Here is a 24,176-nt window from a genome sequence, read left to right as displayed (position 1 = left end):
ATTGGACTGGCGGCAAGATGCCAATTCGCCTAAAGTGGCCTGCATGTCGGATGCGCAGCTCACCGCCCGGTCTCTCGAACTCCTGCTCGGGACCTGGCGCACCTCCGCCGCGTCCTACGCCGCCCTCGCCGACCGCATCCGGCTGCTCGTGCTCGACGGGCGCGTCCCGATCGGCACCCGTCTGCCCGCCGAGCGAGATCTCGCCGGCCGGCTGCAGCTGAGCCGCACCACCGTCGCCGCGGCGTACCGGCAGCTGCGGGAGGGCGGCTTCGTCGACAGCGTCCGCGGCTCCGGCAGCGTCACCCGCCTGCCCGGGCGCACGCTTCCGCTGCCCGCGACCGGCGGCGAGGGGATGCTCGACTTCACCAAGGCGTCGCTCCCCGCGGCCTCTCCGCTCGCCGCCGCGGCCCGGGCGGCCGCCGAGGAGCTGCCGCGCTTCCTGCCCGACCCGGGTTACGACCCGGTCGGCCTGCCGCACCTGCGCGCCGAGATCGCCGAGCGGTACACCCGCCGGGGGCTGCCGACCGACCCCGGCCAGATCCTCGTCACCGTCGGCGCCCAGCAGGCCATCGCGCTGATCGCGCGCACCTTCCTGCAGCGCGGCGACCGGGTCGTGATCGAGGTGCCGACGTACCCGCACGCCATTGAGGCGATGCGGCTGGCCGGCGCGCGGCTCGTGCCCATCACGGTCACGGCGCCCGAGGAGGGCCCGCACCGGCTGGGGGAGGAGACGGACGGCTGGGATGCGGAGGGCATCGAGCAGACGTTCCGCCGGGCGAATCCTGCGCTGGCGTACCTGATCCCGGACTTCCACAACCCGACCGGCGCCTCGATGAGCCCGGAGACGCGTCGCCGGGTGCTCGCCGCGGCGGCCGGCCACGGCACGATCGTGGTCGCGGATGAGACGACCGCGGAGCTCGACATCGACCGGGTCGGCGAGTACCTGCCGCTCCCCAGCTACGCGGACCCCGCGACGCCGGCGGCCCCGATCGTGATGATCGGCTCGGCGAGCAAGACGCTGTGGGGCGGCCTCCGGATCGGCTGGATCCGCGCGGAGCGCTCGCACATCCAGCGCCTGATCGCCGCAAAGCCCGCGACCGACCTCGGAACGCCGGTCATCGAGCAGCTGGTCGTCGCGCAGCTTCTCCCGCAGCTCGCCGAGATCGCCGAGGAGCGCCGGGAGCAGTTGCGGCTCGGCCGCGCGGAGGTCCACCGGCTGGTCGCTGAGACCTTCCCGGAGTGGACCGTTCCGCCGCAGCACGGCGGCCTCACCGCGTGGGTGGGCATCGGGGCGCCGGTGAGCTCGGCGCTGGCACTCGCGGCCCGCAGCCACGGCCTCCTGATCGCGGCCGGTCCGCGGTTCGGGCTCGACGGAGCGTTCGAGCGCTTCCTGCGCATCCCGATCACCTACACGCCGGAGGAGTACGACCGGGCGTTCACGGCGCTGTCGCGGGCGTGGGCGGTCGCGGCCAGCGAGCCGGCGCCGTACTTCGACCAGGGGGCGCTGCCGAGCGTGGTCTGACGCCCGCAGTGCACCTCACGGGGACGCCCCCGGGAGTACGGGGATGTCGTACCAGGGCATGAAGCGCTCGCCCAAGCACGGCTGACATACTTTCCGAGCGCCATCGTCGCCGCGCGTCCCGTCCGCCGTTCCTTAAGGGGAATTCCGTGCACTTCCTCGCCGTCCTCAGCATGAAGAACCGTGCCCTGATCGCGCTCATCACGATCGTCGCAGCGGTCTTCGGCGGCCTCGCGCTCACCAACCTCAAGCAGGAGCTGATCCCCTCGATCTCCTTCCCGCAGCTCGTGGTGCTCTCCAGTTACCCGGGCGCGTCGCCGGAGGTCGTCAACAATGACGTGAGCACCCCGGTGGAGGCGGCGATCCAGGGGGTCCCGGACCTCGACAGCACCTCGGCGGTCAGCAGCACGAACCAGTCGATCATCACGGCGAAGTTCACCTACGGCACCGACCTGGCGACCGCCGAGCAGAAGATCGACCAGGCGATCAACCGCATCAAGTCCACGCTGCCCTCGGGCGTCGAGCCGCAGGTCCTCTCCGGCAGCATCGACGATCTCCCTGTCATCCAGCTCGCCGTGACCGGCGGCACGGATCAGCGGGCGCTCGGGAACGACATCACCAAGCTCGTCCTGCCCGACATCAAAGACCTCAACGGCGTGAACGACGCCCAGCTCGTCGGCGAGGTCGGCCGGCGCATCACCATCACACCGGACGCCGCGAAGCTCGCGGCTGCCGGCCTCTCGACGTCCGCAATCAAGGATGCGCTGCAGCAGAGCGGCGTGCTCATCCCGGGCGGCGACATCACCGAGGACGACAAGACGCTGTCCATCCAGTCGGGCAGCCAGCTGGGGTCGGTCGAGGACATCGCCGGACTGCCGCTGGTCCGCTCGGCGGGCGGCGCGGGGGCGTCGGGCGCGGGCGGAGCTGCGAGCGCGGCTGGCGGCGCGGGGGCGTCGGGCGCGGCCGGTGCGTCGGGCGCGGCCGCCGGCAGCGCAGGTGCCGCCGCGGGCGCCGCAACCGGCGCGAACGCAGCGACCGCCGCTGCCGCCGCGGCCACGCCGCCCCCGACGATCGGCGCTGTCGCGACGGTCGAGGAGACCGACGACCCGATCACATCCCTCTCCCGTGTCGACGGAAAGCCGGCGCTGACCGTCGCCGTCACCAAGCTGCCGTCTGCCAACACCGTCGAGGTGTCGCACGAGGTGAGCAACCTCATCCCGGACCTCGAGAAGAAGCTCGGCTCCGGCGTCACCATCACCGTCGTCTTCGACCAGGCGCCGTTCATCACGCAGTCCATCAACTCGCTCACCGAGGAGGGGCTGCTCGGCCTCGCGATGGCGGTCATCGTCATCCTGGTGTTCCTGCTGTCGGTGCGGTCGACCCTCGTCACCGTCATCTCCATCCCGACGAGCGTGCTCATCACGTTCATCGTGATGTGGGCCTCCGGCTACACGCTCAACATCATCACGCTCGGCGCGCTCACGATCGCGATCGGCCGCGTCGTCGACGACTCGATCGTCGTCATCGAGAACATCAAACGGCAGCTCGTGGCGGGTTCCGATCGCGCGGTCGTGATCGTGCGCGCCGTGCGCGAGGTCGCCGGGGCGATCACCGCATCCACCATCACGACGGTCGCGGTGTTCCTGCCGCTCGCCTTCGTCGGGGATGTCACGGGCGAGCTGTTCCGGCCGTTCGCCGTCACGGTGACGATCGCCCTGCTCTCGTCGCTGCTGGTGGCGCTGACGATCGTCCCGGTGCTGGCGTACTGGTTCCTGCGTGCGCCGAAGGTGCACAAGCACGAGGGCGGCGACGACGTCGAGGCCGCCCACCTGACCGTCGAGGAGGCCGCGGCGTCGGGGGTGGACGAGCTCGAGCATCCCTCGCGCCTCCAGGCGGCCTACCTGCCGATCATCCGCTGGACGCTCAAGCACTCGGTGTGGACCATCGTCGCCGCCGCGCTCGTGCTGGTTCTGACCGTCCTCTCGTTCCCGCTGGTGAAGACGAACTTCCTCGGCTCGAGCGGGCAGAACTCGCTCACGGTCACGCAGACCCTGGATCCGGGCGCGAGCCTCCAGGCGAAGGACGACGCCGCGAAGGTCGTCGAGAAGAAGCTGCTCGACACGTCGGGCGTCAAGACCGTGCAGGTCTCGATCGGCTCCAGCGGATCGTCGCTGCGTGACGCCTTCACGGGCGGAAGCGGTGGCACCACCTTCTCGATCACGACCGACCCGGACGCCGACCAGGCGAAGCTGCAGAACACCATCTCGGACGAGCTCGCGGCGATCAAGGGCCAGGGCGAGATCACGCTATCGGCGTCGAGCGGGTTCGGCGGGTCGACCGACATCCAGGTCGACATCTCGGCCTCCAGCAACGCCGACCTGCAGAAGGCGACGGACTCGGTGGTCGCGGAGCTCGACAAGAAGTCGTCGCTCAAGCAGGTCACCAGCAACCTGAGCGCGTCGCTGCCGTATGTGGCCGTGGAGGTCGATCGCTCGAAGGCGGCCGCCGCCGGACTCAGCGAGGTCGCGGTCGGCACCATCGTGTCGCAGGCCATGCAGCCGACGCAGGCCGGATCGGTCGCGATCGACAACACGACGCTCAGGATCTACCTGCAGAGCGCCAACCCGCCGACGACCGTCGCGGGACTCGCGCAGCTGCCGATCCCGACCGCGGCCGGCGTCGTCCCCCTCGACACCCTCGCCTCCGTGAAGGAGGTCAAGGGACCGGCGACGGTCACCACCGAGCGCGGCCTGCGCACGGCCAGCGTGACCGCGACTCCGGCGACGGACAACCTGACGACCGCGAACGCGGACGTCACGGCGAGCCTCAAGGCGGCAGACCTGCCCGAGGGTGCGACGGCGAAGATCGGCGGCGTCTCCGCCAGCCAGTCCGACGCGTTCCAGCAGCTCGGGATCGCGCTGCTCGCGGCCATCCTCATCGTGTACATCGTGATGGTGGCCACGTTCCGCTCGCTGCGTCAGCCGCTGCTGCTCCTGGTCTCGGTGCCGTTCGCGGCGACCGGCGCCATCCTGCTGCAGATCATCTCGGGCATCCCGCTGGGCGTGGCGTCGCTGATCGGCCTCCTGATGCTGATCGGCATCGTCGTGACCAACGCGATCGTTCTGATCGACCTCGTCAACCAGTACCGACGGCGGGGCCTCAGTGTGTCGGATGCGGTCGCCCACGGCGCCTCCCGCCGTCTGCGCCCGATCCTGATGACGGCGCTCGCGACGATCGCCGCCCTCACGCCGCTGGCCATCGGGCTGACCGGGCACGGCGGGTTCATCTCCCAGCCGCTCGCCATCGTGGTGATCGGCGGCCTGATCTCGTCCACCGTCCTGACGCTGGTCGTGCTGCCCACGCTGTACAACCTCGTCGAGGGGCGGCGTGAGCGGAAGGCGGCCCGGCGCGCGGCGAGGCTCGGCGGGGACGGCGACGGGACGTCCGGAGGCGGCACCGACGTGCCGCCGACCGGCCCCTCCGGTTTGGACGGCTCCTCCGGCCGGACCCCGGAGCCGCCGGTGTTCACCCGGCCGGCGGGCGGCTCGCAGATCTGAGCTGGACGTCGCGCGGCGTCTGAGATCCCGGACAGGCGACGCGCGACGGCCCGGCCTCTGGCGCCGGGGTCTGGATAGGGTCGCGGTATGAGCGAGCAGCCGCTGTCCGTCGATCCGCTGTGGCCCCGCGCGGGCGGGTGGCCGCCCCTGGGACCGGACGGCGCGGACCTGACGCTGCTCGGCATCCCAACGCACGAGACGTCGCTCTCGCCGACGGGAGCGCACGCGACGCCCGGTGCGGTGCGGGATGCGCTGCGCCGGTACTCGGCGTTCGTGCCGGGACTCGACGTGGAGGCGCTGCGCTTCGCCGACGCCGGCGACGTCGAGTCGCCCGATGCGCCCGGCGGACGGGAGCGCGCGATCGACGCCATGGCGCACGCGGTCGGTCTGTCGCGGCTGACGGTCGCCGTGGGCGGAGACAACGCGCTCACCGTCCCTGCAGCGCTCGGCGCGTTCGGGCCGGACCTGGCCGCCGCCGGACTGATCACGCTCGACGCGCACCACGACCTCCGGGACGGGCGGTCGAACGGCTCACCGGTCCGGGAGCTGCTGGAGGCGGGGCTCGATGGGCGCCGGGTCGTGCAGATCGGTATCGCGGACTTCGCCAACTCGGCCGCCTACACCCGGCGCGCGGCCGAGCACGGTATCACCGTCATCCCGCGCGACGCCCTGCACACGCGCCCGCTCGACGACGTCGTGGCAGAAGCGTTGGAGATCGCCGGGGCCGCGGGTGGTCCGGTGCACGTGGACCTCGACGTGGACGTCTGCGACCGTTCCGTCGCGCCCGGCTGCCCGGCCTCCGTCCCGGGCGGCCTGGCGGCGTGGGAGCTGCGGCGCGTCGCCCGGCTGCTCGCCGCATCCGCCTCGGTCCGCTCGATCGACATCGCGGAGGTCGACGCGACCGCCGACGCCCCCGACCAGCGCACGGTGCGCCTCGCCGCGCTGCTCGTCCTCGAGGCCGCCGTCGGCCTCGCCTCCCGCTGACGCGCGCGCCGGTCCCCTCCGCCCCCTCCGTCGAGTACACGAAAAGTGCACGCGACACGCGGCGGGAGCGTGCACTTTTCGTGTACTCGACGGAGGGCGGAGGCTCAGGAGGCGCGGACCGTGCGGGAGACGAGGGGGACGCCGGGACGGTAGGCCAGGTGCACGTGGCTGGGGGCGGCCAGGACCGCGAAGTCGGCCCGCGCGCCCGGGCGCAGGTGGCCGACGTCGTCGCGGCGCAGCGCGGCGGCGCCGCCGAGCGTCGCGGCCTCCAGCGCCTCGGCGGGAGTGAGGCCGAGCTCGCGCACGGCCAGCGCGATGCAGAACGGCATCGACGACGTGAACGACGACCCCGGGTTGCAGTCGCTCGCGATCGCCACCGTGGCGCCTGCATCCCGCAGCCGCCGCGCGGAGGGGTACGGGTGCCGCGTCGAGAACTCGACGCCCGGCAGGAGTGTGGCGACCGTGGCGGAGGCCGCCAGGCGCTCGACGTCGTCGTCGGTCAGGTAGGTGCAGTGGTCGACGCTCGCCGCATCCAGCTCGACCGCCAGCTGCACGCCGGCTCCCGGGCCCAGCTGCGACGCGTGGACGCGCACACCGAGTCCGCGCGACGCTCCAGCGGTCAGGATGCGGCGGCTCTGCTCCACGGTGAAGGCGCCGGTCTCGCAGAAGACGTCGATCCACGTGGCGTGAGGCGCGCACGCGTCGAGCATCGGGCCGACCACTAGATCCACGTAGGCGTCGGGGTCGTCCGCGAACTCGGGAGGGACGACGTGCGCACCCAGGAAGGTCGTCTCATCCGTGACCTCGCGGGCGAGCCGCAGCAGCCGCTCCTCGTCGGCGACGGTGAGCCCGTATCCGCTCTTCACCTCGAACGTCGTCGTGCCTTGGGCGTGGAGTTCCGCCACGAACCCGCCCAGCCGACCGCGCAGCGCAGCGTCGCTTGCCTCGCGCGTCGCCGCGACGGTCGACCGTATGCCGCCCGCGGTATACGGCCGCCCGGCCATCCGCGCCTCGAACTCCGCCGAGCGGTCACCCGCGAAGACGAGGTGCGTGTGCGCGTCCACGAAGCCGGGGACGACCGCCGCTCCGTCCAGCTCCTCGACCGCGTCGGCGTCCTCCCGCGGCGCGGCGGACGCCGGCCCGGTCCACGCGACCCGGCCGTCCACCTCCAGCAGGGCACCGTCGGTCACGAGCCCGAGATCGCCCTCGTGCGCCGGGTCGAACGTGACCAGCTCGCCGATGCCGGTGAAGAGCGTGGCGGTCATGGCCGGACGGCGCCCTGCTCGCGCATCGGGATGCGCAGCCCGCGCTCCTGCGCGACCTCGACGGCGCGCTCGTAGCCCGCATCCACGTGCCGCATCACGCCCGTGCCGGGGTCGTTGACGAGCACGCGCTCGATCTTCTCGGCGGCGAGGGGCGTCCCGTCAGCGACCACCACCTGTCCCGCGTGGATGCTGCGTCCGATGCCGACCCCGCCGCCGTGGTGCAGCGACACCCAGGTCGCACCGGATGCGGTGTTCAGGAGGGCGTTGAGCAGCGGCCAGTCCGCGATCGCGTCCGAGCCGTCGGCCATCGCCTCGGTCTCGCGGTACGGGGAGGCGACGGATCCCGAGTCGAGGTGATCCCGCCCGATGACGACGGGCGCGGACAGCTCGCCGGACGCGACCATCTCGTTGAAGCGCAGACCGGCGAGGTGCCGCTCTTTGTATCCCAGCCAGCAGATGCGGGCGGGCAGGCCCTCGAAGTGCACCTTCTCGCCCGCCCGGGTGATCCACCGTCGCAGGTGCTCGTCGTGCGGGAACAGCTCCAGCACGGCACGGTCGGTCGCCGCGATGTCGGCCGGGTCGCCGGACAGGGCCGCCCAGCGGAACGGGCCCTTGCCCTCCGCGAACAGCGGGCGGATGTAGGCGGGCACGAAACCCGGGAAGTCGAACGCTCGCTCGAATCCGCCGAGCTGCGCCTCGGTGCGGATGGAGTTGCCGTAGTCGAACACCTCGGCGCCCGCGTCGAGGAAGCCGACCATCGCCTCCACCTGGGCCGCCATCGACCGGCGCGCGTCGTCGGTGAACCGTTCGGGGTCGGCGGCGGCCCGCTCGCGCCACTCGTCGACGCCGTAGCCGATCGGGAGATACGAGAGCGGGTCGTGGGCGCTGGTCTGGTCGGTCACGATGTCGATCGGGACGCCGCGCCGCAGCAGCTCCGGGAAGACCTCGGCGGCGTTGCCGACCACGCCGACGGAGAGCGCCCGGCGCTCGTCCTTGGCGGCGAGTGCCCGCGCGACGGCGTCGTCCAGGTCGTCGGCGAGCACGTCGAGGTAGCCGTGGTCGACGCGGCGCTGGAGGCGGGTGCGGTCCACATCCACGATCAGCACGGCGCCGCCGTTCATGGTGACGGCGAGCGGCTGGGCGCCGCCCATCCCGCCGCATCCGCCGGTCAGCGTGAGGGTGCCGGCGAGCGTGGCGTCGGCGTGGTCGCCGGGGCCGCGCTGCGCCGCCAGCTTGCGGGCGACCGCGCCGAACGTCTCATACGTGCCCTGCAGGATGCCCTGCGAGCCGATGTAGATCCAGGATCCGGCGGTCATCTGGCCGTACATGGTGAGGCCGAGCGCCTCCAGCCGGCGGAACTCGGGCCACGTCGCCCAGTCGCCCACCAGGTTGGAGTTGGCGATCAGGACTCGGGGCGCCCACTCGTGCGTGCGGAAGACGCCGACCGGCTTGCCGGACTGCACCAGGAGCGTCTCGTCCGCCTCCAGGTCGCGCAGGGTCGCGACGATCGCGTCGTACGCCTCCCAGCTGCGCGCGGCGCGGCCGGTGCCGCCGTAGACGACCAGGTCGTCGGGGCGCTCGGCGACCTCCGGGTCGAGGTTGTTCATCAGCATGCGCAGCGGCGCCTCGGTCTGCCAGCTCTTGGCGCTGAGCTCGGTTCCGCGCGCCGCGCGCACCGGTCGTGCTCCATCCATCGTCTTACGTCCTTTCGCAATTCATCGGTTCCTCAGTTAATCCGCGTGACGACGGCGTTTCGGCGGATTAAGTGAGGAAGTGATGGTCAGGGGAGGGGGGTCGGGAGGGCGGCGCGGAGGGCGCCGGAGCGGACGAGGTCGGTGGCGGCCTCGATCTCGGGGGAGAGGTGGCGGTCGGGGCCGGGGCCCGGGACGACGGTGCGCAGGGTCGCGATGACGGAGCCGGTCGCGGGGCCGGGGCGCAGCGGGGCGCGCAGGTCGGCGCCGCGGGCGGCGGTCATCGCCTCGATCGCGATCACGCGCGTCAGGCCGTCGATCGCGCGGTGCAGCTTGCGAGCGGCCGCCCACCCCATCGACACGTGGTCCTCCTGCATGGCGGACGAGGGGATGCTGTCGACGGACGCCGGCGCGGCGAGCCGCTTCAGCTCGGAGACGATGCCCGCCGCGGTGTACTGGGCGATCATCAGCCCCGAGTCGACGCCCACCTCGTGCGCGAGGAACGGCGGCAGCCCCTGGTTGCGGGCCGGGTCGAGGAAGCGGTCGGTCCGGCGCTCCGACATGCTGGCGACGTCGGCGACCGCGATGGCGAGGAAGTCGAGCACGTAGGCGACCGGTGCGCCGTGGAAGTTGCCGTTCGACTCCACCCGTCCGTCCAGCGTGAGCACCGGATTGTCGACGGCCGACGCGAGCTCCCGCTCGGCGACGAGCTCGGCATGGGCGAGGGTGTCGCGGGCCGCGCCGTGCACCTGGGGAGCGCAGCGGAGGGAGTACGCGTCCTGCACCCGGGTGCACTCCGGCCCCTTGTGGCTGGCCACGATCGGCGAGCCGGCGAGCATGGTCCGGATGTTCGCCGCCGAGACCGCCTGGCCTGCCTGAGGCCGCAGCCGCTGCAGATCGTCCGCGAAGACGGCGTCGGTGCCGAGCAGCGCCTCGACGCTGAGCGCAGCGGCGATGTCGGCGTCGGTCAGCAGGCCGTGGAGGTCGTGGATCGCGAGGGCGAGCATCCCGAGCATCCCGTCGGTGCCGTTGATGAGCGCCAGGCCCTCCTTCTCGGCGAGGACGACGGGGTGGATGCCGGCGGCCGCGAGCGCGTCGGCGGCGTCCTGCAGTTCCCCGTCGACGCGCACGCGCCCCTCGCCCATGGCGGCCAGCGCGCAGTGCGCAAGCGGTGCAAGGTCGCCGGAGCAGCCGAGCGAGCCGTACTCGTGGACGACCGGGGTGATGCCGGCGTTGAGCAGGGCGGCGTAGGTCTCGACGGTCTGCGGCCGCGCGCCGGTCCGTCCGGTCATGAGCGTGGAGAGGCGCAGCAGCATGAGGGCGCGCACCACCTCCCGCTCCACCTCGGCGCCGGAGCCGGCGGCGTGCGATCGGACGAGACTGGCCTGCAGCTGAGCACGCCGGTCGGCCGGGATGAACGTGGTCGCGAGGGCGCCGAACCCGGTCGAGATGCCGTAGTGCGGCTCGGTGTCGTCGGCGAGGGCCTCGACGATCGCGCGGGAGGCGGCGACGCCCGCGAGAGCGTCCGGATCGAGCTCGACACGAGCGTCGTTCCGGGCGACGGCGACGACGTCGGCGATGGTCAGCGGTCCGGCGCCGACGGTGACGGAGGTCTGGGTCTGGAGCATGCTCCGATCATCGCGCCGCAGCGTCCGGGCGCGCCCCGGCTGTAAGCTGCTCGGTGTCCGGGATCCCAGACGCATAGCCAGCATGCACAAGCTCCGGATGCCTGAGCCCAGGATGCCCAGCCCAGGATGCACAGCCGGGAGGATGCGATGAGCAAGGTGCCCGCAGCGGAGAACACGCTACGCATCCTCGGCTACCTCGGCGCTCAGCGCGGCCCTGCCCCGGCCGCGGCGATCGCCTCCGCCCTCGGTCTTCCGCGCTCCACGGTCTACCACCTGCTCGCCGTGCTGACGGAGCACGGCTTCGTGCTGCACTTCCCCGAAGCGCGCCGCTACGGCTTGGGCGTCGCGGCCTACGAGCTGTCGAGCGGGTTCTCGCGGCAGCAGCCGCTGAGCCGCCTCGGGCGTCCCATCGTGGCGGCGCTCGTCGACGCGATCGGCGAGTCGGGTCACGTCGCCGTGCTCCACGGCCGCGACGTCGTCTACATCGTGGAGGAGCGTGCGCCCCGGCGCCCCCGGCTGGTGACGGATGTCGGCGTGCGCCTCCCGGCCCACCTCACGGCGAGTGGACGCGCGCTGCTCGCCACCCTTCCCCGGGAGCAGCTGCGGGCGCTCTACCCGGACTCCGGAGCGTTCGAGGACCGCACCGGCGCGGGCCCGCACTCCTACGCCGAGCTGCGCCGCGTCGTCACCGAGGCCCGCGAGCGCGGTTACGCGACCGAGGACGGCGAGGTCACGGCCGGGTTCGCATCCGTCGCGGTTTCCGTGCGCGACCACGCCGGCTGGCCGGCGGCGGGGATCGCCGTCACCTTCCCGCGCGAGAACGTGGCACCCGAGGGGTGGGATGCGCTCGCCGCGCGGGTCCGCGACGCCGCGGCCGAGCTCTCCCGCCGCATCCGGGGCAGCTGACACGCGAGCGGCGTCAGGAGGCCGGGACCGGGAGCGCCTTCGCGTAGCAGACCGAGTAGGGATCGCCCACGTAGGGCCCGAAGTTCGGGATGCGCGCATACCCCGACCGCTCGTAGAGCGCGATCGCGGCGTGCTGCAGGGGCCCGGTCTCCAAGCGCAGCTCCGCGACGCCTGCGTCGGCCGCCGCGCGCTCGATCGCGGACAGGAGCAGGCGGGCGAGGCCGCGCCCGCGCGCATCCTCGTGCACGAACATCCGCTTCAGCTCGGCCCGGGGAGCCGCCCTGTCAGACGCATCGCCGACGACCAGCGCCGCGATGCCGAGCGCGCGACCGTCCACCCGCGCGACGAACACGGTGACCCCCTGGCGCTCCAGTTCGGAGACGTCGAGGAGGTAGCAGCTCTCGGCCGGGTACAGCGAGAAGGCGTACTCGTCGCTGAGACGGAGCAGATCCTCCACCTCGGGCTGGCGAGGCGGTTCCACGCGGACGTCGATCGGCATGCGTCGATGCTAGCCGCGCGCTGTGACGGCGGCGTTACACGGGGCGGTGGATGCGGCGGCCGCGGCCCAGCGCATCCACCGTCCCGAAGGGCTCAGGCTCGGCTCGGCGTGCGGTTCTCGGCGCTGACCATCCAGGCGAACTGCTCGAGCCGCTCGATGATCGCGTGCAGGAGGTCCGCAGAGGTCGGGTCCTCCTCGTCGACGTCGTCGTGCACGTCGCGCATGGTGCGGACGACCGCCTCCAGCCGCTCGGTGATGAGGTCGACGGTCTCGGTCGTGTCGACCTCGCCGTTCGGGAACTCCGGCAGGCTGGTCTGCTCGGCGACGGTGGCACTGCGGCCGTCGGGCGTCGCGTGCAGTGCGCGCAGGCGCTCGGCGACGTCGTCGCTGAACTCGCGGGCGGCCTCGACGATCTCGTCGAGCTGCAGGTGGAGGTCGCGGAAGTTGCGTCCGACCACGTTCCAGTGCGCCTGCTTGCCCTGCAGGTGCAGCTCGATCAGGTCGACGTGCACGCGCTGGAGGTTCTGGGCGAGCTCGGCGGAGGCGACGAAGCCGTGCTCCGCGTGCTCGCGACGCGTCGGCGCGACGCCGACGGCGGCGGTGCGGCGCACTGCGGGCGTCTTCGGAGTGGTCTTCTTGGTGCTCGTCTTGGTCTGGCTAGCGGCCACGATGGGGTCCCTTCCGGTCGATGGACCTCACGCACGGTAGGCCGCCGGAGCGCATCGCGGAACCGGGTTGACTTCGGCGCGAAGATCTTGGCACTCTCCGGGCCCGAGTGCTAAAATCTGTGGTCGAAAGCGGGAGGCATTCCGCCTCTCACCAGCTCAATTGAAGAAAGGGGTACATCCAATGGCCATGTCGTTCGATCCTTTCTCCCAGTTGGACCGGATCGCACAGAGCGTCTTCGACACCAGCCGTCAGCCGCGCATCATGCCGGTGGACCTGTTCCGCGAAGGCGACCGCTACATCCTCAACGCCGACCTGCCCGGCGCGGACCCGGCCTCGGTCGACGTGGACGTCGACGGCCACCTGCTGACCATCCGCGCGGTGCGCAGCGCCGCCGACCGCGACGGCGCCCGCTGGCTCGCGCAGGAGCGCCCGTACGGCGCCTACATGCGCCAGTTCACGATCGGCGACGACGTGGACAACGACGGCATCACCGCGTCGTACGACAACGGTGTGCTGAGCGTTGTGATCCCGATCGCCGAGCGGGCGAAGCCGCGCAAGATCGCGGTGGAGTCGCCGCGCGAGAACGGCGCGCGGGCGGTCTCGGCCGGCTGATCGGCAGTCCGGCAGCGGTGAGAGCCCGGGGGCGCTCCGTCAGGCGGCGGCGCGCCCCCGCGCCACCCACTCCAGACGCCGCAGCGCCTCGGCATTGCGGATGTGGAGCAGTGCGTCCGCGATCACACCGGGGATCCGCGTGACGATCCCGGTGTGCGGGTACTCGACCATCCGGACAACGCAGCCGCCGCTGCCGCGCGGCTTCACCTCGATGATGACCCGCTCGGAGCCGAACGGGCGGGTCTTCGCCTCGAGCACCATCCGGTGGGGCGGATCCCACTCGTCGATGCGCGTCTCGTCGTTGAGCACCAGCGGCCAGATGCCGATCGAGTGATGGAGGCGCGACCCGACGGCCGGGTAGCGGTCGTCGGCCGCGCGCAGCCGCGAGGCTCCGACGACCCACGTCGGGTACACCCACGCGTCTGCGAGGACGGAGAAGACCTGCTCGGGCGAGCAGGCCATACGGCGGACGTTGACGGACATGATCACGGCTCCCGGGGGGTCGGCGGAAGGATGGCATCGGGGATGAGCGACGGACCGGACGGCGTGAACGTCTGGCCGGGTCCTGGGGCTAGGTCCGGCATCCTCGTCACGCCGAACTCGTGGCGCAGCGCGCTGCGGGCGGCGTAGTAGCCGCCGAGTCCGTGGACGCCGGGACCCGGGGCGACGGACGCCGACGCGAGGTAGAGCCCGCGGCCGGGCATCCGCCACGGGTCGGAGCTGAGCACCGGGCGGGCGACGAGCTGCCCGAAGTCGGGCGAGCCCGCGGAGATGTCGCCGCCGATGTAGTTCGGGTTGTGCTGCTCCATCTGGACCGCCGTCATGGTCGAGGTCCCGATGATCAGATCGCGGAACCCGGGAGCGAAGTGCTCGATCCGGCGGATGATCGCCTCCGTGCGGTCCACGGTGGAGCCGCGCGGGACGTGTGTGTACGCCCAGAGCACGTGCTTGCCGGCCGGCGCCCGGCTGGCATCGAACAGCGAGGGCTGCGAGAGCAGGACGTACGGCGGGTCGCTTTCCCGTCCGGCCGCCACCTCGTTCTCGGCACGCGCGACCTCCCGCCGGCTGCCGCCGAGGTGCACGGTCGCGGTCTCCGCCAGCTCCGGGTTGGTCCACGGCACCGGCCCGGAGAGGGCGAAGTCGGCCTTGAACACGCCGTTGCCGTCCCGGAACCGTCCGATGCGGCGCAGATAGCCCGCCGGCAGGCGGTCCTCGCCCAGGCGGGCCGCGTCCGCGACATGGGTGTCGAAGACGACGACGCGCGCGTCGGGCAGGTCGGCGAGCGACTCCACCGGGGTTCCCGTGACGACCTCGCCACCGTGCGCCTCCAGATCGGCGACCATCGCGTCGGCGATCGCCTGGCTGCCGCCGACCGGGATGGGCCAGCCGCGTGCGTGCGCGTAGGTGGCGAGGGTCAGCCCCGCCGCAGCGCCCGCCACGCTCGGCAGGGGAAGGGTGGTGTGCGCGAAGACACCGGCGAGCAGCGCGCCCGGAGCTTCCGTGCGGAACGGCAGGTCCCACCACGGGCCGCCTTCGGCAAGTGCCGTCAGCCCGAACCGCGCGGCCACGAGAGGATGGCGCGGCACCTGCAGCAGGGCCGAGCCGGTGAACTGCGCCACGGCGTCCGCCTGCCGCACCAGCGGGCCGAGGAGGGCGCGCCACGCGGGGCCGTCGACGCCCAGCGCATCCGCCGTCCGCTCCAGGTCCAGGTACGCCATCGCGACGCGGCCGCCCTCGAGCGGGTTGCCGTAGGACGCGGTGGGGACGATGAACGGCACGCGCCGGTCCAGGCCGAACTTCCGGAAGAAACCGGAGGCGAAGGCGAGGGGATGCACGGCCGAGCAGATGTCGTGCCGGAACCCGGGGAGCGTCAGCTCCTCCGTCCTCAGCCCTCCGCCGATGGTGGCGTTGCGCTCGTAGACGCGCACCGAGAGACCGGCGCGGGCGAGCGTCACGGCCGCCGAGAGACCGTTCGGGCCGGACCCGATGACGATCGCGTCCAGCCGGTCCGCGGAGGGGGAGGAGCTCATACCTCCCTGTATACCCCGGTGCCGCCGGTCCGCAGAGTGCGATGACCAGTGCACTCCCAGCATCCATCCGCTATCGTTGGTAGGTCGGCTCTTGACACTGCGCGATCTGCGCGGATGGGTTTGTCAGTCAAGTGGGCCGGTTCTGCACCCGATCAGCGGTGTGGATCACACAATCGTGAACGGCCCCGGACACAGTTCGCCCGGGAAACATCCGGTGCGCTTCGGCGCGCCGCCGCGCACTCGACCTGAACCCAGGAAGCACATCCATGCCCGGATACAACAACGACCGACGATCGCAGCCCTCCCGCGGCGGCGCCCCGAAGAGCGGAAGCCGCAGCCCCAAGCACCGCGGCTACCGCGCCGAGGAGCCCGCGGCGGGCAAGAAGGCCCGCTGGAACGCCGACGAGCGTGCCGCCCGCGGCCGTGCCACCTACGGCACGCGCGACGACAACGCCGGCGCCGGCCGACCCCGCGCCGAGCGCCCCAACTGGGAGCCCCGCGGCAAGGACGCCCGCCGCACCGACCGCGAGTGGGACGACCGCGCGCAGCGCCAGGAGCGTCCGCGCCGGTTCGACGACCGCGCCGAGCGCCCGCGTCGCGACGGGGATGAGCGTCCGCGCCGGTCGTTCGACGACCGCGCTGAGCGTCCGCGTCGTGAGTACGACGATCGTCCGCGCCGTTCGTTCGATGACCGGGCCGACCGCCCGCGTCGGTCGTTCGATGACCGGACCGAGCGTCCCCGTCGTGACGGGGATGACCGTCCGCGCCGGTCGTTCGACGACCGGGCCGACCGTCCGCGCCGTTCCTTCGATGACCGTGCCGAGCGTCCGCGTCGTGACGGGGATGACCGTCCGCGCCGCTCGTTCGATGACCGGGCCGACCGTCCGCGTCGCTCCTTCGATGACCGTGCCGACCGTCCGCGCCGTGAGTACGACGACCGCCCGCGCCGTTCGTTCGACGACCGTGCCGAGCGTCCCCGTCGCGAGTACGACGACCGCCCGCGCCGTTCCTTCGACGACCGTGCCGAGCGTCCGCGCCGCGAGTCCTCCTACTACCCGTCCCGCGACGAGAAGCCGGCCTTCGTGCCGACCGACGACGTCGTGCTCGAGCGTCTCGAGGCCGAGGCCATCCAGGCCGAGGACGTCGACGGCGTGACCTTCGCCGACCTGGGTCTGGGCGGCAACATCGTCCGCGCGCTCGCCGACCTCGGCGCCGAGAAGCCGTTCCCGATCCAGGCGGCGACCCTCCCGGACGTGCTCGCCGGCAAGGACGTGCTCGGCCGCGGCCGCACCGGCTCCGGCAAGACGATCGCCTTCGGCGCACCGCTCGCCGAGCGGCTCATGCAGCTGTGGGCGGAGTCCGGCAAGGCCGGCGGCAAGCGCCAGCTCGGCCGTGCGCCGCGCGCGCTCATCCTGGCGCCCACCCGCGAGCTCGCGCTGCAGATCGACCGCACCGTGCAGCCGATCGCCCGCAGCGTCGGCCTCTTCACCACCCAGATCTACGGCGGCGTGCCGCAGGGCCGTCAGGTGGGCGCGCTGCAGCGCGGCGTCGACATCGTGATCGGCACCCCGGGCCGCATCGAGGACCTCGTGGAGCAGGGCCGCCTCGACCTCAGCGAGGTGCAGATCACCGTCCTCGACGAGGCCGACCACATGTGCGACCTGGGCTTCCTCGAGCCGGTGCAGCGCATCCTGCGCCACACGGCCGAGGGCGGCCAGAAGCTGCTCTTCTCCGCCACCCTCGACTCCGGCGTCGCCCAGCTGGTGGACGAGTTCCTCGTCGACCCGGCCGTGCACGAGGTCGCCGGTGAGGACCAGGCGTCCTCCACGATCGACCACCGCGTGCTCGTCATCGAGCACCGCGACAAGGGCGCCATCATCGAGCAGCTCGCCGACCGCGACGGCAAGACCCTCGTCTTCGCCCGCACCCGCGCCTTCGCCGAGATGCTGGCCGAGCAGCTGGAGGACGCCGGCATCCCCGCCGTCAGCCTGCACGGCGACCTCAACCAGTCGCGCCGCACGCGCAACCTGGAGAAGCTGACCAGCGGACGGGTCAACGTGCTGGTGGCGACGGATGTCGCAGCCCGCGGCATCCACGTCGACGACATCGACCTGGTCATCCAGGCCGACGCCCCCGACGAGTACAAGACGTACCTGCACCGCTCCGGCCGCACCGGCCGCGCCGGCAAGCAGGGCACCGTCGTCACGCTGATCCCCAAGCAGCGCCAGCGCCGGATGAACGACCTGCTCGGCCGCGCCGAGATCGAGGCCGAGTTCGTCCCGGCCGCCCCCGGCGACGACGTGCTGCTCACGCTCGCGCAGTAACCACGTTCACGCGCACCGCCCATCCCCGGTCCCCGGGGGTGGGCGGTCGTGTTTTAACTGCATTGGTGCTCCCCTGCGGACCGCTTGCGGCCATCCAGCGTTTCAGGCGAGCCGGTGCTCGATATGTTTTGTTTGAACATGAGATTCGAACGAAAGGTGGCCCCCATGGCCGTTATCAGCGTCACTCCGGAAGAGCTGAAGAGCCAGGCGCAGGTGTACCTCGTCGCGAGGGACGAGATCGAGTCCGCGGTGCAGAAGGTGAACAGCATGAACAGCACGATCGCCGAGGAGTGGAAGGGCGCGGCCTTCGAGGCGTACCTGAACCAGTACGACCAGCTCTACAAGAACGTCCAGCAGTTCGAGCAGCTGCTGCAGTCCATCAACGAGCAGCTCAACTCCTACGCCGACACCGTCGCGGAGCGCGATGCTCAGGACGCGCAGAGCTTCGGCTTCTGAGGTCGATGCTGCCGCGCGTCGTGCGCTGGGGGGTGTCATGGCCACGCTGCTCGGCGTGAGCCTCGTGCTGCTCGCCCAGAACTCCGCCCGGGCGGACACCGAGAGCGGCGGGAACGGTCCGGGCGGGGACGGTTCGGTCGGGGACGGACGCCTCCACCTGATCCCGGAAGTGATCACCAATTCGGGGCTGAGCGTCAGCGGTTCGAGCGACTTCCCGCTGCGGGCCGGGCTGTTCCTGCCGGAGCTGTCGGAGCGTGCGAAGGCTCTGGCCACTTCTCGGGCTTCCGTCGAGCACGCCGTCCGCACGGTCGCCTTCGATGCTCGCCCGAATCCGCTCTTCTCGAAGAGCTACGCCGAGACGAGGCGCGCGCTGTTCGCTTCGCCCGCGCCGCAGCGGCCGTCCCTCGACAGCGCCGAGGGCACGGCTCGCGGCGGCGACGGCATGTGGCTGCTGCTCATGAGCATCGCCGCGGCGCCCGCGATCGGCCTGGCGATCCTCCTCGGGAGGAAGAACGCCACCAGACGAATGAGGAGAGATGCCGGATCGACACATTGACGTCAGCCTGGAACTGCGCGGCCGGCAGCTGGACCTCCGCGTCCCCACGGCCGTGACGCTCGGCCGCCTGACCGAACTGCTCGCGCAGGTGCTCCGGGAGCACGGCATGGTCATGCCCCCGGAGTGGCGGCTCCGCCTGAAGGACAAGCCGATCGCGCTGGGCGATCACGACGTGATCGCCGACTTCCCGGTGGGCAACGGGGATGTGTTCGAGGTGGTGGCGGGGTGATCGCGGTCTCTCAACGCATTGTCGCCATGCTCTGTCTGGCGTTCGTGATCGTGCACGTCACGAGCGCGTGCTCACTCCTGGAAGGAAGTCAGATGAACCAACCGGGGACGCCTCGTGCCGACCTCGCAAACCAGAGGGCGTCAGCCGTGAAGTTCGTGCGGAACCAGCCTGACGTTCAAGTCATCAGATTCACTCAACCGGGGAGCGTGGACGGCGGTGGCGGGTGGTCAGCCAACGCGGTCGTCACCATTGGCGGCAAGGAATACCACGAGATTCTCGGCCCTAACACTCTGGGAGGGGATCCGCTGCCTGACACCCCAGCTGGTGCGACCAGTGGGCCCGTGCTCGTCCAATACAGTGACGGCACCTCGGAGGTGCTGGAGTGACCGGCGCAGAAGACTACAAGGGCATCGCTGACGCTGCATACAAGGTGGACCCGCTGGTCAGGCAGCCCCCGTTTGTCGCCGGATCCACGTTCTATATCGGTGGCGAGAAGCAGGGGAATCTCTACTGCGTCGTTGACAGCATGACCGATCCAGTGACCGGGTTCCAGGCGATGACCGTCGCTCCGCTGGTCGGCGGGAAGCCCGACCTCTCGCAGGTCACCGTGTCGTATGCCGGGACGAACCCTGCGCACCGGGCGGACCTCAGCACGGACATGACATCGATCGTGGATTCGAAGCTGGCGAAGACGCAGGCGGAACAGGCCATGGCGTACGCCGAGAAGGTCAGGAGCACGTACGCGGCCTCGTCCGTGACAATCACCGGGCACTCGCTCGGTGGCTACCTGGCGTTGCTGGTCGCGGCCGAGTTCCACCTGCCGGCGGTGACGTTCAACGGGCCCGACCCGTGGGACGTGCTCTCGCCGCAGGCGCGCGACTGGGTGAAGGTTCAGATCGCCGCGGGGAAGAACCCGTTGCACAACTACGTCAACGAGTGGGATGTGATCGGCAACTTCCACGGCAACGGGACGGGTGCGGCGGACTACGTGAAGGCCGCACGTGGCCAGTGGTTCTTGAACTACCACAACCTCGACACCGGGTTCGGCTTTGCGAAGGACGGGTCGGTCATCGGCGCCGGCGCTCAGGGTCGGACGATGCACGAGATCATGGACAACCTGTGCAGCCTCGTACCGCCTGGATACCGGCAGGGATTCACCGACCTGCTCACCGGCGCCGCCGAGAGCCTCCACGATCCGGCGATCGCGTCGGCCGTGGGCGGTGCCGTGTCGGGCGTGATGGTCCTCATCGACACGGTCGCAGCGATGGCGCTGGCGTCGCGGATCTTCAGCACGATGGACGTGCTCCGCACGATCAAGACGGTCAACAGCGGCCTGGTGCCACAGCTCGCGGACGGCCTCAACCAGTCGAAAGACGCGATGGGCGCGCTTCCGTACATCACCGAGAGAGACATCGAGCAGTGCGTCGCCGTTCACCGCTTGCAGGTGCACGCCAACATCGACGAACACGCGGTCGCCGCCGTCGACCGGAAGCTGGACGACCACGTACGAGTCGTCGACCAGCTCGCGAACGGAATCAGCAACGCGGTCGCCACGGCAGGTGCACAAGACCAGCTCTGGGCGTCCTTGTACGCGGCGCGCTGACGGAAGGAGAACGACATGTCCGGTTCCGGAGCGAAGGCCGACCACGGGAGCCCCGATCTGGCGGACCTGCTCGCGGGGATCGCGAGCGGCCTCCACGAGGCGATCGACGACGCGCATCGCGGAATGGACGTGCTCCTCCACGACGCAGCGGTGAGGCTCCTCAACGCGCTGCTGCCGCCGATGGTCCACAGCAGGAACGCGTTCGTCCGCGCCGCGAACTGGGCTGCGCTCGAGGCCGACACGGCCCAGTTGCTCTTCGCCCTCGGCAACACGGTGATTCCGAACTCGGTGCTGGCCGGACAGGTCGCCGAGAAGGTCGAACAAGGGATCGGCCGCATCGTGACGGACCTCGACTACACCCACGGAGTGAACAGCATCACATGACGACCCACCACCCACTCGGAGGAGTGGAGCACGCGCAGCAGGAAGAAGCTGCTGCTGCACGCCGGCGTCTCGACCAGGCGGAAGAGTTCGTCGCCGGCTACCGGTCACGGCTCGCGCGGATGCAGGAAGCCTTCTACGAGGTCGCTGCGCGGCACGGAGCTGAAACAGCACCCGGCTTCATCGCCAAACTCGAGCGTGTCGCCGAGGAAGGAGACCATCAGGTGCGCCGGGCGACACAGGTGATCGCAGGATTCCGAGCGGACCTCGACGAGCAGGCCGCGAGGCACGGGGACGAGCGGGAAGCGTTCCTCCGCGATCGCGAGGTTTAGGGGTCGCCGAGGGGTAGCGTCCGGAGATCAGGCGATCTCGTCGGTGGACGAGCGCGGCTTCTGTGTCGTCGCTCGTGGCCGGCGGCGCGGGAGCAGCCAGCTGATCAGCCCGCCGATCACGGAACCCGCTCCGAAGATGAGCAGCCACCGGGCATCGAAGCCGCCCTCGCCGGGTGCGGTCCCCGACGGCGTCGCGTCCGTCGCCGTCACCGGGTTAGCGAACGCCTCGTAGATCTTCCCCTGGTCGGCGCCTGCGGCGCGCGTGTTGGCGAGCACGGTCGAGAACCGCTTGCTGAACTCGCCTCCCGCGGCTGCATCCGCAGTGCCGGTCATGATCGTCTGGTTCATCGCGTCGAGCACGGCCTCGGTGTCCGTCTGCGTAGCCGTAACCCCTTCGACCAGCGTGTCGAACTGTGCTGAGTTGTCCTCGATGAGCTGCGCGCTCGCGGCGACGCTCTGGGCGCCGTTGCGCGTGGACGCCACGAGATCCGAGAGAGCGGAGTAGAGGGCGGGACCCGTGCGCTCGTCCACGTAAAGCTCGGCGGTACCCTCGGGGCCGCCGTTCCACGGCACGGTGGTCAGCTGAAGCACGGTGTTCGCTCCCTCCCGCCAGAGCGCCGGCGCAGCGCTGATGCTGGCGATCGCCGCCGCGTACCAGCCCTGGAGGCGGCGGACCGCCTCAGAGAAGTACGTCGACGACAGGTGGAGCGCCGCTGTCGTGTCGAGGTCGGCGTCGATGGCCTCGAGCTGTTCCCTCACCGCGTCGATCTGGGCGAGGATCGCCGCGATGTTGTCACGGCCGAGTTCCCCGAAGTCCGCCACGTCCGCCTCGCTGAGGCGGCTCTCGATCGTGGACGCGTCGACCGTGCCGTAACGGTTGTAGACCGACTCGGTGCTCCGTCCCTCGAAGTCGCGCGTGGGCACCACCGCCGCGCTGAAGTCGTCCAGACTGTCGGACGGCGCTCCGAAGAGGAGAAGCAGCAGGTTTGCGGCCGTGCGGATGCCGCTCAGGTATGTCGTGATCCCTGCGAAATCCGAACTGCCGATCGCCTGCGTTGCCGCGTCTGCGGGGACGAGCAGATAGGTGTCGCTCCCGACGGTCTGCGAAGGGCCGACGACATCGGAGGAGGTGGTGTCCTGCGCGACATAGGTCACGGTGGCACTCCCCTCCACACCGGTCAGGTCGATCGTGTACTGGAAGGTGACAGAGATCGGTTCGCTGCCGCCCCTGTTGTCGACCGTGGCCGACGCGGACGCCGCGTCGATCGTGACGCACTCCGGGATCGTCTGCGGACACGATGGGGCAGGGGTCACCAGCGAGACGCCGGCGACCTCGGCCGGGAGTCCGCCGGGCAACGTCGCGATCACGGTGTATCGCGTCTCGGGAGGAACGTCCACCGATACCGAGCGCGTCGCGGCGTGCGTGGCGACAGCCGCCCCGGTGGGCTGCAGCAGCGTGAGGGCCGGAGAGGCGACGCCGTGCGCGTGAGCGTAGGCGCGGATGAGTTCGAGTTGACTCCGGTAGGGCGCCGGGTCGAACCCTGAAGCGCCCTGAAGCTCGGCGAACAGTGCGTCGTACTGGACCGGATCGGTCGGGATGGTGGCCACGAGATCGCGGATCTTCTGCTCCTGGCGGAGGACAGCGTCCGAGGCCCCGCTGTCGCCGAAGCCGCCGGCGATCAACCGGGCGAGCGCCCGTCGCGCACCGGACGCCGGAAGCGCTGAGGGATCGATGCGGTAGGTGGACTCGTCGATCGCAGGATCGCCGGAGGGAACACCGAGAGCGGCGTTGTCGCCGGGCATGGTGAGCGCGAAGAACTGGGTGAGCAGGGACGTCTCGAGCGCTTCCAGGCGCCGAAGAGATTCGGTGAGATGGGATCGCTGGTGCTCCAGTGACGAGGTCAGCGCGTCGACTCGGGCGTTGTAGTCGGTCACGATGGTCTCGTAGTTCGCGACGGCCTGCTCGAGGTCGGCCAGCGCGCCGGTTCGGGTCCCGTCCGGGGCACGGGAGGAGAGCCCGTCGAATCCGGTCCAGGCGTCCTTCCCGGACAGCAGGTCGTCGATGTGGTCCGTGAAGGCCCTGTCGAAGTGGTCCTTGTTCGATGCGGCCTGCTGCGAGATGGCGGCGTTCCCGTTGACGACGTTGGTGTGGGCGATCTGCTCCTGGAGCATGAAGTACTCGGACAGGTGTGGTCGTTGATCGCCCAGCGAGTCGGCGATGGAGGTCAGCGCTCCGGTGGTGCGGTCCGTGAAGCCGTTCTGCGCCGCGATCCATCCCGAGTTCAGCGACGTCAAGAGGCGGGCGAGGCCCACACTGCTGCCATGGCGCGAAGACGCCGTTCCGAGGGAGGGGGCGATCGACCCGTCCAGAATGTCGACCAGGCCGGAGTGCCGAGAGACGACCGAGCTCATGGCCGTCTGGGCATCCGAGATGTTCGCGGCGATGCTGGCGAAGTACATCTTCACGATCCGGGTGTTGAAGTCGCGCAGGATCGTGGCGAGCTGACCCTCCAGGCGCTCGCGGGAGAGCCGATCGCCTGCGACCACCTTGTAGTCGACGGCGGCCCTGGTCGGGTCGAGGTCCTCAAGCGTGAGGATGTCGTGCGAGAAGGACCGAGGCAGGACGATCATGGCGCTGACGGCCCGGCCGGCGTAGGCGCGCTCGGCCACCGCACGTGAGACCACCTGCCAGTTGTACTCGGTGTCGTTGGAGACCAGGCTCACGAACTCCTGGCCGAAATGGTAGGTCTCGCCGTTGAAGTCGGCGGAGTGATCCTCGTTCACGAGCGCGATGGCCGGGGCTCCTGCCGGCGCGCCGCTGCCGTGAGGGTTCACCAGCGCGGTCGATCCCGCGAGGACGAGAGCCACAACGAGTGCATACAGGCTCACGATGGCCTTCCTGAGCATGCCTACCTCCCGCGCGAGTGGATGCGCC

Annotated in this window: 20 protein-coding genes; 12 read left to right on the top strand and 8 right to left on the bottom strand. The window is 71.0% G+C overall.

Annotated elements, in window-relative coordinates; translation table 11 throughout:
• The first annotated feature begins 43 nt into the window (after positions 1 to 43).
• The 3 genes from yczR (at position 44) to J2W45_RS10755 (ending at position 6,060) form a co-directional block, all read left to right on the top strand.
• Positions 44 to 1,522 carry a MocR-like transcription factor YczR gene (yczR, locus tag J2W45_RS10765; protein WP_310131650.1) on the top strand — a complete coding sequence of 493 codons (1,479 nt, stop codon included), beginning with the start codon at positions 44 to 46 and terminating at the stop codon, positions 1,520 to 1,522.
• 146 nt (positions 1,523 to 1,668) lie between these two features.
• Positions 1,669 to 5,076: an efflux RND transporter permease subunit gene (locus tag J2W45_RS10760; protein ID WP_310131649.1), complete on the top strand. Its 3,408-nt coding sequence runs from the start codon at positions 1,669 to 1,671 to the stop codon at positions 5,074 to 5,076.
• 87 nt (positions 5,077 to 5,163) lie between these two features.
• Positions 5,164 to 6,060 (top strand): arginase family protein, encoded by an 897-nt coding sequence (locus J2W45_RS10755; RefSeq protein ID WP_310131648.1) that lies wholly within the window; start codon positions 5,164 to 5,166, stop codon positions 6,058 to 6,060.
• Positions 6,061 to 6,164: 104 nt separating this feature from the next.
• On the opposite strand, the gene hutI is transcribed toward J2W45_RS10755, so the two are convergent.
• The 3 genes from hutI to hutH form a co-directional block, all read right to left on the bottom strand.
• A complete protein-coding gene (gene hutI / locus J2W45_RS10750; protein ID WP_310131646.1) occupies positions 6,165 to 7,325 on the bottom strand; it encodes an imidazolonepropionase in 1,161 nt (386 codons plus the stop codon).
• Complete coding sequence (hutU, locus tag J2W45_RS10745) at positions 7,322 to 9,019, bottom strand: urocanate hydratase (RefSeq protein ID WP_310131645.1); 1,698 nt, start codon at positions 9,017 to 9,019, stop codon at positions 7,322 to 7,324. The genes hutI and hutU overlap by 4 nt, the downstream gene beginning before the upstream one ends.
• An 86-nt stretch (positions 9,020 to 9,105) precedes the next feature.
• Positions 9,106 to 10,644, bottom strand: coding sequence for a histidine ammonia-lyase (gene hutH / locus J2W45_RS10740; RefSeq protein WP_310131644.1), 1,539 nt, complete (start codon positions 10,642 to 10,644; stop codon positions 9,106 to 9,108).
• 147 nt (positions 10,645 to 10,791) lie between these two features.
• Between hutH and J2W45_RS10735 the strand changes: the two genes are divergently transcribed.
• Positions 10,792 to 11,550: an IclR family transcriptional regulator gene (locus tag J2W45_RS10735; RefSeq protein WP_310131642.1), complete on the top strand. Its 759-nt coding sequence runs from the start codon at positions 10,792 to 10,794 to the stop codon at positions 11,548 to 11,550.
• Positions 11,551 to 11,563: 13 nt separating this feature from the next.
• On the opposite strand, the gene J2W45_RS10730 is transcribed toward J2W45_RS10735, so the two are convergent.
• Together J2W45_RS10730 and J2W45_RS10725 are read right to left on the bottom strand one after the other, a co-directional pair.
• Positions 11,564 to 12,049: a GNAT family N-acetyltransferase gene (locus J2W45_RS10730; RefSeq protein WP_310131641.1), complete on the bottom strand. Its 486-nt coding sequence runs from the start codon at positions 12,047 to 12,049 to the stop codon at positions 11,564 to 11,566.
• A 92-nt stretch (positions 12,050 to 12,141) separates the two neighbouring features.
• Positions 12,142 to 12,660 (bottom strand): Dps family protein, encoded by a 519-nt coding sequence (locus tag J2W45_RS10725; RefSeq protein WP_310135004.1) that lies wholly within the window; start codon positions 12,658 to 12,660, stop codon positions 12,142 to 12,144.
• A gap of 238 nt (positions 12,661 to 12,898) precedes the next feature.
• On the opposite strand from J2W45_RS10725, the gene J2W45_RS10720 reads away from it, so the two are divergent.
• Positions 12,899 to 13,330, top strand: coding sequence for an Hsp20/alpha crystallin family protein (locus J2W45_RS10720; protein WP_396427086.1), 432 nt, complete (start codon positions 12,899 to 12,901; stop codon positions 13,328 to 13,330).
• 39 nt (positions 13,331 to 13,369) lie between these two features.
• Here the strand turns inward: J2W45_RS10720 and J2W45_RS10715 are convergent, their stop codons facing one another.
• Both J2W45_RS10715 and J2W45_RS10710 read right to left on the bottom strand, forming a co-directional pair.
• Positions 13,370 to 13,813: an SRPBCC family protein gene (locus J2W45_RS10715; RefSeq protein ID WP_310131639.1), complete on the bottom strand. Its 444-nt coding sequence runs from the start codon at positions 13,811 to 13,813 to the stop codon at positions 13,370 to 13,372.
• 2 nt (positions 13,814 to 13,815) lie between these two features.
• On the bottom strand, positions 13,816 to 15,360 hold the full coding sequence (locus tag J2W45_RS10710) for a phytoene desaturase family protein (RefSeq protein ID WP_310131638.1): 1,545 nt from the start codon (positions 15,358 to 15,360) through the stop codon (positions 13,816 to 13,818).
• A gap of 266 nt (positions 15,361 to 15,626) precedes the next feature.
• Between J2W45_RS10710 and J2W45_RS10705 the strand changes: the two genes are divergently transcribed.
• From J2W45_RS10705 to J2W45_RS10675, 7 genes are all read left to right on the top strand, one after another.
• Entirely contained in the window at positions 15,627 to 17,684 is a 2,058-nt protein-coding gene (locus J2W45_RS10705; protein WP_310131637.1) for a DEAD/DEAH box helicase, read from the top strand.
• Positions 17,685 to 17,849: 165 nt separating this feature from the next.
• A complete protein-coding gene (locus tag J2W45_RS10700; protein WP_310131636.1) occupies positions 17,850 to 18,140 on the top strand; it encodes a WXG100 family type VII secretion target in 291 nt (96 codons plus the stop codon).
• A gap of 37 nt (positions 18,141 to 18,177) precedes the next feature.
• Positions 18,178 to 18,696 (top strand): hypothetical protein, encoded by a 519-nt coding sequence (locus tag J2W45_RS10695; protein WP_310131635.1) that lies wholly within the window; start codon positions 18,178 to 18,180, stop codon positions 18,694 to 18,696.
• On the top strand, positions 18,677 to 18,925 hold the full coding sequence (locus J2W45_RS10690; RefSeq protein WP_310131633.1) for an EsaB/YukD family protein: 249 nt from the start codon (positions 18,677 to 18,679) through the stop codon (positions 18,923 to 18,925). The genes J2W45_RS10695 and J2W45_RS10690 overlap by 20 nt, the downstream gene beginning before the upstream one ends.
• 526 nt (positions 18,926 to 19,451) lie before the next feature.
• Positions 19,452 to 20,528 (top strand): lipase family protein, encoded by a 1,077-nt coding sequence (locus tag J2W45_RS10685; RefSeq protein ID WP_310131632.1) that lies wholly within the window; start codon positions 19,452 to 19,454, stop codon positions 20,526 to 20,528.
• Positions 20,529 to 20,543: 15 nt separating this feature from the next.
• Entirely contained in the window at positions 20,544 to 20,912 is a 369-nt protein-coding gene (locus J2W45_RS10680; protein ID WP_310131630.1) for a hypothetical protein, read from the top strand.
• The gene (locus J2W45_RS10675) at positions 20,909 to 21,241 is read left to right on the top strand and encodes a hypothetical protein (RefSeq protein WP_310131628.1); all 333 of its coding nucleotides are present in this window, start codon (positions 20,909 to 20,911) and stop codon (positions 21,239 to 21,241) included. The genes J2W45_RS10680 and J2W45_RS10675 overlap by 4 nt, the downstream gene beginning before the upstream one ends.
• A 27-nt stretch (positions 21,242 to 21,268) precedes the next feature.
• On the opposite strand, the gene esaA is transcribed toward J2W45_RS10675, so the two are convergent.
• Positions 21,269 to 24,130 (bottom strand): type VII secretion protein EsaA, encoded by a 2,862-nt coding sequence (gene esaA, locus J2W45_RS10670; RefSeq protein ID WP_310131627.1) that lies wholly within the window; start codon positions 24,128 to 24,130, stop codon positions 21,269 to 21,271.
• Positions 24,131 to 24,176 lie beyond the last annotated feature (46 nt).

It is taken from the genome of Leifsonia shinshuensis (assembly GCF_031456835.1).
In the GTDB taxonomy this organism is placed as follows: domain Bacteria; phylum Actinomycetota; class Actinomycetes; order Actinomycetales; family Microbacteriaceae; genus Leifsonia; species Leifsonia shinshuensis_C.
This window is presented reverse-complemented; position numbering and strand designations above follow the sequence as displayed.

What these genes read in the sequence shown, in the direction of transcription:
- J2W45_RS10705 (WP_310131637.1), top strand. Translation starts at nt 15,627, where the DNA reads ATGCCCGGATACAACAACGACCGACGATCGCAGCCCTCCCGCGGCGGC.
- hutI (WP_310131646.1), bottom strand. Translation starts at nt 7,325, where the DNA reads ATGACCGCCACGCTCTTCACCGGCATCGGCGAGCTGGTCACGTTCGAC.
- J2W45_RS10700 (WP_310131636.1), top strand. Translation starts at nt 17,850, where the DNA reads ATGGCCGTTATCAGCGTCACTCCGGAAGAGCTGAAGAGCCAGGCGCAG.
- J2W45_RS10730 (WP_310131641.1), bottom strand. Translation starts at nt 12,049, where the DNA reads ATGCCGATCGACGTCCGCGTGGAACCGCCTCGCCAGCCCGAGGTGGAG.
- yczR (WP_310131650.1), top strand. Translation starts at nt 44, where the DNA reads ATGTCGGATGCGCAGCTCACCGCCCGGTCTCTCGAACTCCTGCTCGGG.
- J2W45_RS10735 (WP_310131642.1), top strand. Translation starts at nt 10,792, where the DNA reads ATGAGCAAGGTGCCCGCAGCGGAGAACACGCTACGCATCCTCGGCTAC.
- J2W45_RS10680 (WP_310131630.1), top strand. Translation starts at nt 20,544, where the DNA reads ATGTCCGGTTCCGGAGCGAAGGCCGACCACGGGAGCCCCGATCTGGCG.
- J2W45_RS10675 (WP_310131628.1), top strand. Translation starts at nt 20,909, where the DNA reads ATGACGACCCACCACCCACTCGGAGGAGTGGAGCACGCGCAGCAGGAA.
- J2W45_RS10715 (WP_310131639.1), bottom strand. Translation starts at nt 13,813, where the DNA reads ATGTCCGTCAACGTCCGCCGTATGGCCTGCTCGCCCGAGCAGGTCTTC.
- J2W45_RS10755 (WP_310131648.1), top strand. Translation starts at nt 5,164, where the DNA reads ATGAGCGAGCAGCCGCTGTCCGTCGATCCGCTGTGGCCCCGCGCGGGC.
- J2W45_RS10685 (WP_310131632.1), top strand. Translation starts at nt 19,452, where the DNA reads ATGACCGATCCAGTGACCGGGTTCCAGGCGATGACCGTCGCTCCGCTG.
- J2W45_RS10690 (WP_310131633.1), top strand. Translation starts at nt 18,677, where the DNA reads ATGCCGGATCGACACATTGACGTCAGCCTGGAACTGCGCGGCCGGCAG.
- J2W45_RS10695 (WP_310131635.1), top strand. Translation starts at nt 18,178, where the DNA reads ATGGCCACGCTGCTCGGCGTGAGCCTCGTGCTGCTCGCCCAGAACTCC.
- hutU (WP_310131645.1), bottom strand. Translation starts at nt 9,019, where the DNA reads ATGGATGGAGCACGACCGGTGCGCGCGGCGCGCGGAACCGAGCTCAGC.
- hutH (WP_310131644.1), bottom strand. Translation starts at nt 10,644, where the DNA reads ATGCTCCAGACCCAGACCTCCGTCACCGTCGGCGCCGGACCGCTGACC.
- J2W45_RS10710 (WP_310131638.1), bottom strand. Translation starts at nt 15,360, where the DNA reads ATGAGCTCCTCCCCCTCCGCGGACCGGCTGGACGCGATCGTCATCGGG.
- J2W45_RS10720 (WP_396427086.1), top strand. Translation starts at nt 12,899, where the DNA reads ATGGCCATGTCGTTCGATCCTTTCTCCCAGTTGGACCGGATCGCACAG.